Source organism: Streptomyces sp. NPDC005728 (genome assembly GCF_040630895.1).
Classification (GTDB): Bacteria; Actinomycetota; Actinomycetes; order Streptomycetales; family Streptomycetaceae; genus Streptomyces.
Map to the genome: position 1 here is coordinate 1 of NZ_JBEXYL010000200.1, position 7,287 is coordinate 7,287.

Here is a 7,287-nt window from a genome sequence, read left to right on the forward strand (position 1 = left end):
CGCTCGTGCGCGAAGTAGATCTCCGGCAGCTCGATGCCCTCACGGGCGATGTACTGCCACACATCCAACTCGGTCCAGTTGGACAGCGGGAAGACGCGGACGTGCTCGCCGGGAGCGTGCCGGCCGTTGTACAGGTTCCACAACTCCGGGCGCTGACGGCGCGGATCCCACTGGGAGAACTCGTCGCGCAGGCTGAACACCCGCTCCTTCGCGCGGGCCTTCTCCTCGTCGCGCCGGGCGCCGCCGAAGACCGCGTCGAACCGCTCGGTCCGGATCGTCTCCGTGAGCGGAAGGGTCTGCAGCGGATTACGGGTGCCGTCCGGGCGTTCGCGCAGCATCCCACGGTCGATGTAGTCCTGGACCAGGACCACGTGCAGGCGGAGCCCGTGTGCCGCCGCCACCCGGTCCCGGAAGTCGAGGACCTCGGGGAAGTTGTGCCCGGTGTCCACATGCAGCAGGGGGAAGGGGACCGGTGCCGGGGCGAACGCCTTCAGCGCCAGATGCACCACGACCATGGAGTCCTTGCCGCCGGAGAACAGGATCACCGGCCGCTCGAACTCGCCGGCGACCTCGCGCAGGATGTGCACCGCCTCGGACTCCAGCCAGTCCAGGTGGGACAGCGCGAACGAGCGCGGCGCTGTCCGGAGGGCGTCCGGGGCCGTCACGCCAGTCCCCGTTCGACGAGCAGCCGGTGCACCGCGGCGGCGGACTCGTGCACGGACTGCAGGTGGGTCTGCACGCGAAGGTCGGGCGACTCCGGCAGCTCGTAGGGATCGTCGACGCCGGTCAGTCCGCTGATCTCGCCTGCGGCCTGCCTGGCGTACAGACCCTTCACATCGCGTGCCGCGCACACGTCCACCGGTGCGGCGACATGGATCTCGAAGTAGGGCGTTCCGCTGGCCAGATGGCGTTTGCGGACCGCTTCCCGGCTGTCGGCGAACGGGGCGATGACGGGTACGAGGGCGAGGACTCCGTTGCGCGCGAGTACCTGGGCCATCATGCCGATGCGCTGGACGTTGGCGTTCCGGTCCGCGCGGCTGAAGCCCAGGTCGGGCGAGAAGATCTGCCGGAGCCGGTCCCCGTCGAGCACCTCCACCCGCCGGGCCCGCGAGCGCAGCAGCACGGCCAGTTCCTCGGCGAGCGTGCTCTTGCCCGAACTCGGCAGGCCCGTCAGCCACACCGTCGCGCCGGGACGGCAGGTGCAGACCGGCTGTGTCATGCGCTCCCCCTGGTGACTTCTCTCAGCCGTCATGGCCGTCGTTCTCCTGACGGTTCGTCTGTTCGGCCTGCTGCCCGGCCCGCCGGGTCAGTTCGTCGCGTACGGCTTCGGCGTCTGCCGTGATGCTGTGGTCGGACACCACGTGCCGGCCGGCGAGCCACAGTTCGACGTCGACCGCGCGGGGCGTGGCAAGGGTGGCGAGGAGCACGGAGCGTGCGAGCGCCTGGGACAGGTCGGCCGCGGACAGGTCCGGGGCGACGGCTTCCAGGGACAGGCCGTGGAAGCGGCTGGGGACCTCGCGTGCGACGTTGAGCATGCCACGGGTGTCGAGGAGACCGGTGGCCCGCAGCAACACGCTGCCGTCCGGGAGCAGTGAGGTCAGTTCGGCGCAGAGCGCGGCGAGCAGGATCTCCTGCGAGTTCGGGGCTCGGTCGATCCCGAGCATCTGCTTCGCCTGATCCACGCCCCACGGGCCCGACCGAGGGCCTGTGCCGGGTGCCCCGACGGTGGTGACATAGCTTCCCTCGGAGCCGTACTCCCAGGTCACGGTGGCTTCGATGGGGGTGCTCCGGGTAGGGCCCGCTGTCTCGGGCGCCTCACCGGGCACGGGGGCATCCAAGGCGGTCGTGCGGCCGTCGGTGCCGACGAGAACGGCGGTGTCGAGTGGGGCCACGTCCAGGACGACCCGGTGGTTGGGGCTGAAGGCGGTCACCAGCCGGTTGATCGAGCGGGCGGTGTCGGGGTCCGTTTCGCAGTCGACGTCGCACCGCCAGGTGATGTTCTCCAGCGGCCGGCCGGCGACGGGCCGGCCGGCCCCGTCCAGCGCCAGATCGGCCCGGACCGTGACGGACATCGCGCCGAGCGTGATGCCCCGCGCGGTGTAGCCGTTGACGGAGGTCACCATGACGCAGGCGCCGAGGGCGGCGAGCGCCGACTCGTACGGAGTGGGGTGGACGCCGGCCGGGCCGTCGGTGGTCACGGCGAGGCGGTGGCCCAGCCGGAAGTCGCGGGCCATCCGTACGGTGCCGTTGCGTGCCGTGAGCGTCCGGGAGGTGACGGTTCCCGCCGTGGAGGCACCCGCCGGTGTCTCCACCGCGAAGCGTGCGACGGCCTCGGCGGGGATCTCCCGTATCTCGTGCACCATCTCCGACACTCCGGCGATGTTCAGTCCGTTGCGCATACTGCTCAGTCCTTTCCCTCGCGGGTCGCGCGGGTCTGCGGCCGGGTCACAGGCCGCCCAGGGCCTGGTCGAGATCGCCGATGAGGTCGTCGGCGTCCTCGATGCCCGCGGAGAAGCGCACCAGGCCCGGAGCGATCCCCACCTCGGCCCGCTGGCGTCTGGTCAGGAAGCTGTGCGAGGTGTTGAACGGCAGACTGACCAGGGACTCCACACCGCCGAGGCTGGTGGCGACCACGGGCAGGCGCAGCCGGTCCAGGAGCTTGAGGGCCGCCTCGTCTCCGCCGTTCAGTTCGAAGGAGACCATGCCGCCGAAGCCGTTGGGCGCCATCTCGTGCAGCCAGGGGTAGGGGTAGTCGGGCCGGGACGGGTGGTGGACCTTGCGTACCGCGGGGTGGTCGGCGAGGAACGCGGCGATGGCGACGGACGTCTCGCTGTGACAGCGCATCCGCAGGGCCAGTGTCTTGAGTCCGCGCTCCAGCAGGAAGCACATCATCGCGTCGAGCGAGCCGCCGAACTTCAGCATCTGGGACCAGATCCGGTCGACGTACTTGCGAGGCCCCGCGGCGACGCCCGCCGTCACATCGCTGTGCCCGTTGAGGTACTTGGTGGCGCTGTGCACGACGATGTGCGCGCCGTGCTCCAGCGCGCGCAGACAGACCGGCGGCAGGAACGTGCCGTCGACGACCAGCAGGAGGTCCCTCTCCCGTGCGAGCCTGCCGAGTTCGGCCAGGGGTGCGGCCTTCAGCAGCGGGTTGGTGAGGGTCTCGAAGAACAGCACCTGGGTGTTGTCGCGGACGGCGGCGCGGACGGCGTCCATGTCGACCGGATCGGTGAAGGTGACCTCGCGGCCGAGCTGGTGCATGTCCTCGCGCAGCAGGTTGAAGGTGCCGCCGTAGACGTCGCGGGAGGAGACGATGTGGCCGCCGCGGTTGGTGAGGGCCAGCAGGGTCGTCGTGATGGCCGCCATGCCGGAGGAGAACAGCAGGGCGCTCTCGGCGTTCTCCAGTGCGGCGATCTTCTCCTGCACGGCCCACTGGTTGGGACTGCCGTACCGGCCGTAGATCGGGACGTCTCTGATGTCGCCCTGGTCGAAGGCCTGGTAGGTGTCCTCGCTGAAGGTGAACGTGCTGGTCTGGAAGACCGGGGTCCCGACCGCACCGGTCACCGGGTCCTCGTAGGTGCCGGCGTGGACGCTGCGGGTACTCGGTCCGGTGCCGTCCACCACCCGCTGCTGGGGCAGCCGGGGGCCCGGCACCCGCCCGCGGCTGAGGGCGTTCATCCAGGGGCGGTCCTGGCCTGCTCCGGAGGGTGCTCCCTGTGATCGGGTCATCGGTGTTCCTGCCTTTCGACGGCGTGGCTGCGTACGTCCCGCAGGGCGAGGGGGGCCAGGCTTATGGCCAGCTGTGCCAGCCCGGCGACCAGCAGGGTGGTACGCAGGCCGGCCTGGGCGGCCACCGGCCCGGCGAGCATCAGCCCGACCGGCTGGGCGGCGTAGGAGCCGAACCATTCGTAGGCGCTGACCCGGGACAGGGCGGCGGCGGGGACGCCCGCCTGGAGCGTCGTCTCCCACAGCGGGTTGAACAGCATCAGGCCGACACCCCCGACGAAGGCTGCCGCCGCCGCGGGCACGGTGGCGGAGACCTGCGACAGGACCAGGGGCGGCGCGGCGAAGAGCGCCGTCGCCAGGAGTCCGGTGCGCAGCGGGTGGCGGGTGCGCAGCCACAGGGCGCCGGCGCCGCCGAGGACGGCGCCCGCCCCGAAGGCGGTGAGGATCGCGCCCCAGGCGCCGCGCCCGCCCAGTTCGCGCTCGCTCAGCACGGGGCCGAGGACGGTGAAGACGGCATACAGCATGTTGCTCAGCGAGGCCATGGCGATGATCGACCACACCCAGGTGCGGGAGGAGAACTCCCGCCATCCCTCGCGCAGTTCGCTCAGCATGTGCCCGCCTCGGCCGGCGGGCACGGTCGCGTCGCGGGGCAGTCCCAGGCGGGCCAGGCAGTACGCGCTGACGGCGAAGGTCGCGGCGTCGGCGGCGATCGCCCAGCCGGTGCCGGCGGTGAGGACGAGGAGCGTGGCCAGCAGCGGCCCCGCGATCATGGCGGCCGAGTGGGAGATGCTGCGCAGGGCGTTGGCGGACTGCCGTTGGGGTGCCGGGACGCACTCCTGCACCAGTCCGGTCACGGCCGGCATGAACAGCGCGCTGGCAGTGCCGTGCACGGCCTGCAGGGCCATCAGCTGCCAGACGGTGGCGTGGCCGCTGAGCACCAGTGCCGCAGTGATGCCCTGGCTGCAGAACCGGGCCAGGTCGCTGCCGAGCATCACCCGGTGGCGGGGCAGGCGGTCGGCGAGCACGCCCCCGACGAGCATGAACAGGGTGAGGGGGATGGTCCGGGCGGCGAGGATCAGTCCGATGTCGGCGGCGGACCCGGTGAGGTCCAGGACCGCGAAGGCGAGTGCGGGCGCGACCAGGAAGTCACCGAGCGACGAGCTGGACTGGGCGACGAAGAACAGCCGGAAGGAGCGCACCCGCAGGACGCCCAGCGCGTTCCGGCGGCCGCGTCGGGCCGATCGGCTCAACTCTCCTTCGGCGGGCGGGGTTTCACCGGCCGCGTCGGAGGCGTGTCCTGAGTGTTGAGTACCTGCCATATGCCCATGCGCCGTTTCTCGTCGTGTTCGTACACCGTGACCGTCCGGACCTGCGGAGTGAGGGCGCAGATGTGCGGCGGGCTCAGCCGGGCTCCCGGCGGTGCCGTGCTGGCCAGCCGCTGGTGGTCGGCGGCGGTCTGCCACGGGTAGGGGTGCTGGTCGAGCACTCGGTCCGCCGCCTCCTGGTCCGTCGCGACCACCGTCACGGCCACGTCCTCGGGCGCGCAGGCGCCGATCGCCAGCATGCCCCCGTCCTGCAGGGCGTACGCTCCCGAGCAGATCTCGGTGACCCCGGATACGGCGAGGGCCCCGTCCGCGGTGGGCGTGCCTCCGATCGCGACACCCGGGCAGGGCAGGCCCGCGCCGCGCAGCAGCGCGGCGATCCGCAGGGCGTATGCGGCCGTTGACCGCCCGACCGCCACCCGGTCCTTCGCGTCCTCGGCGCTGAGCAGTGCCTGGTAGGCGGTGATGCCGTCGAGCCGCAGCGACGGGCGGGCGGCTGCCGCGCGGGCCACGGCGAGCAGGTGGTCGTCGGGTGTGGCGGTGGCGTCGAGGCCGGTGCCGAGCTGCACCCGGACGCCGACGGTGACGCCGAGTCCGGCCGCGGCGTCGGCCAGCCCTTCGACGGCGGCCTCGCTGTCGACGTGCGCCGACACCCGGCAGTGCCGGGCCAGTTCGGCCGTCTCGCGCCATCTCCAGGGTTCGGGCCACGGGTGGGCGATCACGACGTCGTCGATTCCGGCGGCCACGTACCGGCGGGCCTGGGCGAGTTGGGTGACCGCTATGCCCACGGCACCCGCCGCACATTGGCGCAGCGCGAGTTCGGCGGTGCGGTGGCCCTTCACGTGGGCACGGACGCGGACGCCGCGCGCGGCCGCGCGGGAGTGCAGCCGGTGCAGGTTGCGGTCGACGCGGGCGAGGTCGATGAGGACCTGTACGGGGCTGTCCGGGCTGTCCATGGGTCGCTGGTCGGTCACGGCGTTCCCTCTCCGCCGCGGGCCGTGCGGGCGGCCGTGGGCATGGGCGGTGCGTCGGGGGCGCGGCGGCTCACCCCAGGCCGTCCCAGGCGTCGCGCGGATAGGAGAAGCCGGCCGGGCCGCCGTCGAGCATCGCCGCCTGCCGCTCGGCCTCCTGCGGGTCCGGTGCCCCGATACCGCTGACGCCGAGCGGGATCTCCGTGCTCCAGTGCACGCCCAGGTCACGCTCCACGGTCTCGTCCCGGATCGCGGCGGTGAAGAACACGCCCAGCTCCAGTGCCGTACCCGCCAGGTAGGTCGTCTGGCTCACGTGTCCCAGCTCGGCGAAGAGCGCGCGGTACGTCCTGCCCATCGGGTACTTCCAGGCCGAGCGCTCCAGGACCGCCGTGTAGAGGAACAGCACGGGGGCGCGGGCCACGAAGCTCTGGTCGCCGCACCAGTGCAGGATCTCCTCGTCGCTCAGCGGTTCCTCGCGCAGCGGTTCCAGGCCGTGCACGTCCGGTGCGTAGTGGTAGAGGCCCGGTCGCACACTGTCCACCGACCGGATCACCGGATAGATCTCGATGGGGTGGCGCGACCCGCCGGAGGGGCTCGCCTTCAGCAGGGAGGTGCCGAAGCCCGGCAGGTCCACGCGGTGCTGGACTCCCCCTGCCCAGTGCAGCAGGGTGCTCAGCTGCTGCAGACCGACGGGCTGCTCCGCCGCGAAGCGCCGGGTGGTGCGCCGGCGTCGCAGCGTCTGGGTCAGCTCCATGGTCAGCGGGTGCGGAGCCGGGAGCATGACCGGCTCGGTGTCGTAGCGCTTGAACGGCTCGGGCTGGGGCTCCTGTTCGCCCTTCTCCCGGAGCCGGGCGGTGTCCTCGGCCGCGGTGACGAACCGCTCGCTGTCATGGGTGCGGGTGGCCAGGTGGAAGTAGGTGGCGGCGGTACCCCAGGTACGCCACGGTCCGGGCGCGTCCTCACGCCGGTGCTCGGGCGAGCCCTCCTCGATCAGCAGGCCCGCCTCCAGGAGCTGCTTGACCAGGTGGGTGTCGGTCTCCCGGGGCTGAGTCCACGCCGAGTAGTGCGGCAGCAGGTCCCATACCGCGGGGCGCAGGGCGAACTGGCGGTGGTTGACCGGATCGTCGCAGACGAGCTGCCCGTTCCTGCAGGTGAAGATCAACAGGCGCGAGACACGTACCCGCATCGGCTCAGCCCTCCTCGGCAGAGAGTGGTCCGCCGCCCGGTGCCGCCGTTCGGCCGAGACCTGGTTCAGCCGGCAAGCTGGT

At 72.0% G+C, this 7,287-nt stretch carries 7 protein-coding genes; all 7 read right to left on the bottom strand.

Annotated features, from left to right (window positions below; translation table 11 throughout):
* A partial coding sequence (cysD, locus tag ABZ471_RS46950; RefSeq protein WP_359075284.1) for a sulfate adenylyltransferase subunit CysD occupies positions 1-665 on the bottom strand: 665 nt, incomplete at its 3' end.
* Positions 662-1,219 (bottom strand): adenylyl-sulfate kinase, encoded by a 558-nt coding sequence (cysC, locus tag ABZ471_RS46955; RefSeq protein ID WP_359075285.1) that lies wholly within the window; start codon positions 1,217-1,219, stop codon positions 662-664. The genes cysC and cysD, both read right to left, overlap by 4 nt.
* A 22-nt stretch (positions 1,220-1,241) precedes the next feature.
* Positions 1,242-2,399, bottom strand: coding sequence for an OsmC family protein (locus ABZ471_RS46960; RefSeq protein ID WP_359075286.1), 1,158 nt, complete (start codon positions 2,397-2,399; stop codon positions 1,242-1,244).
* A 46-nt stretch (positions 2,400-2,445) separates the two neighbouring features.
* Positions 2,446-3,729 (bottom strand): aminotransferase class I/II-fold pyridoxal phosphate-dependent enzyme, encoded by a 1,284-nt coding sequence (locus tag ABZ471_RS46965; RefSeq protein ID WP_359075287.1) that lies wholly within the window; start codon positions 3,727-3,729, stop codon positions 2,446-2,448.
* The gene (locus ABZ471_RS46970; protein WP_359075288.1) at positions 3,726-4,976 is read right to left on the bottom strand and encodes an MFS transporter; all 1,251 of its coding nucleotides are present in this window, start codon (positions 4,974-4,976) and stop codon (positions 3,726-3,728) included. Before ABZ471_RS46970 ends, ABZ471_RS46965 begins: the two co-directional genes overlap by 4 nt.
* Positions 4,973-6,022, bottom strand: coding sequence for an alanine racemase (locus tag ABZ471_RS46975; RefSeq protein WP_359075289.1), 1,050 nt, complete (start codon positions 6,020-6,022; stop codon positions 4,973-4,975). Before ABZ471_RS46975 ends, ABZ471_RS46970 begins: the two co-directional genes overlap by 4 nt.
* 70 nt (positions 6,023-6,092) lie before the next feature.
* A partial coding sequence (locus tag ABZ471_RS46980; protein ID WP_359075290.1) for a SagB family peptide dehydrogenase occupies positions 6,093-7,287 on the bottom strand: 1,195 nt, incomplete at its 5' end.